The sequence below is a fragment of the Arthrobacter sp. Dra40 genome (assembly GCF_059091905.1).
Genome location: NZ_JBNHHB010000449.1, coordinates 1 through 1,783, shown reverse-complemented (window position 1 = coordinate 1,783; position 1,783 = coordinate 1). Strand labels below are relative to the sequence as shown.

The window sequence follows — 1,783 nt, the reverse complement described above, 5'->3', positions numbered from 1 at the left end:
TACCGCTTCAACGCGCAACGCAGCGCAGCCATCGAGGCGCTCCTGGTCAACGTCGCGCAGGACGGCACTCCCGAGAACAGGCAATTCCAGAACACTAAAGGCAAGAGGGTTGTGCTTGCCGGAGCCGCCGTCGCCCTTGTGGCAACCGGCGGGGCAGTGGTTATGCAGCTGCCCGTGACGGACAAGAGCTCGATAGCGTGCTTGGCACGAGCTGAAATCCACGGCAACCAGTTCCCTGGAACCACCGTGACACTGGGAGTTCCGAGCACCGCAGAGCGGCCGGACAGCACAGTGATGATCGAAGACGCTCTGTCCGTGTGCCGCGATGTTTGGGCCCAGCATGGGTTGGACCCTGATGATCCTGACGGCGCCGCACATCCAGACCTGCATGACCCCAGCTTTTCCTACCCGGTTCCTGAGCCATTGACCGTATGCGTGCTCAAAGACGGTCGTGCCGCAGTTATCCCCGGGGACGAGAAGGTGTGCGAGTCATTGGGGCTTGTCTTGAAGAGCGACACGGCGGTGCGGCCCCAGAAATGACCTCCCACCTCGTCACGGTGGATACCCGTACGCTTCCTTGGCCGCCATGTACGGGCGGGCGCAGGGACGCCCGCATGTGGGGCTACCCCCTGCCTCGGGGCTGCGAGTAATCAAGGATGTTGTACATAAAGGGTTCCCATTATGTACACTCACGTCATGACCACCACCTCTCAGGTTCCCCAGGTAATCCACGCCGACCAGGCAATCCGCGTCGTCGGATACGTCCGGGTATCAACGGATAAGCAGGACATCAGCCCCGACGTGCAGCGGGCGGAGCTGGTACGCGAGGCCGACCGCATGGGGTACGAACTGGAGCTGGTCGAGGAGCTGGCCGCGAGCGCGGCCACCATCAGCAAGCGCCCGAAGATGCTGGCACTGCTGGCAGACCTGAAGGCAGGCAAGTACCAGGGACTCATGGTATCCAAGCTGGATCGTCTCTCCAGGAACATGGAGGACGGCACCCGGCTGCTGGCCGACTCCCAACGTCAGGGTTGGCGCATTATCTGTCTCGACCTCGGAGTCGACACCGCCACCATCATGGGAGCCGGCATGTACAACATGGCGCTCAACTTTGCAGAGATCGAACGGAAGTTCATCGGAGCGCGGACAGCGGCGGCGATGCAAGAGAAAGCCGCCCAGGGGGAACACATGGGCAGGACTGCCGTCCTGCCGGCGGAGGTCATGCTGCGCATCCACACCGACCGCGAGCGCGGCCTGTCCCTCCGGAAGATCGCTGAAGCTCTCACCGCCGAAGGCATCCCCACGGCGACGGGCAAGGGGTGGCACGCATCCACCGTCAAGGCGGTTTTGGAGTCGGTCACGCTGCGGCGTGCCCTCCAGGAACGGGGCCCAAGGATGGAGGTTTAGAACGCGCAAGGTGGACGGGGGCAATCCTGTGTCCCTTCCGTGCTGTTCGGAACTGCAGGGCATCCGTAGGATGTGCCCATGTGGAGGCCATCAAGAGGCGTACTCGGAGGCGTGATCATCGCCGGATCGCTGGTTGCCTGCGGCTCTGTTGCTTTAGCTCAGGGGACCGAGGAGAGTCGGGTGGCCCTGCCTTGCGCTGAGAGCGGGAATGAATGCCCGACTTCCTACGGCGATATACCGGGCTGGCCAGTCAACGAGAACGGCCAGTCTTACGGCATTCAGGGAGATAGCCCGGTCCCGCCCGACCTGATTTCTGTAGTCGCCACGAATGGCCTGACCGGATACTCACGCTCAACGGATCTTGCTCACCCCAACT

At 62.7% G+C, this 1,783-nt stretch carries 3 protein-coding genes; all 3 read left to right on the top strand.

Annotation, left to right across the window (positions count from 1 at the left end; genetic code table 11):
- Positions 1-540, top strand: a 540-nt coding sequence (locus AC5RWT_RS37025; RefSeq protein WP_494084561.1) for a hypothetical protein, incomplete at its 5' end; no start/stop codon positions are given.
- Positions 541-696: 156 nt separating this feature from the next.
- Positions 697-1,407, top strand: a complete 711-nt coding sequence (locus AC5RWT_RS37020; protein WP_494002560.1) for a recombinase family protein — start codon at positions 697-699, stop codon at positions 1,405-1,407.
- A 111-nt stretch (positions 1,408-1,518) separates the two neighbouring features.
- A partial coding sequence (locus AC5RWT_RS37015; RefSeq protein ID WP_494084560.1) for a hypothetical protein occupies positions 1,519-1,783 on the top strand: 265 nt, incomplete at its 3' end.

What these genes read in the sequence shown, in the direction of transcription:
- AC5RWT_RS37020 (WP_494002560.1), top strand. Translation starts at nt 697, where the DNA reads ATGACCACCACCTCTCAGGTTCCCCAGGTAATCCACGCCGACCAGGCA.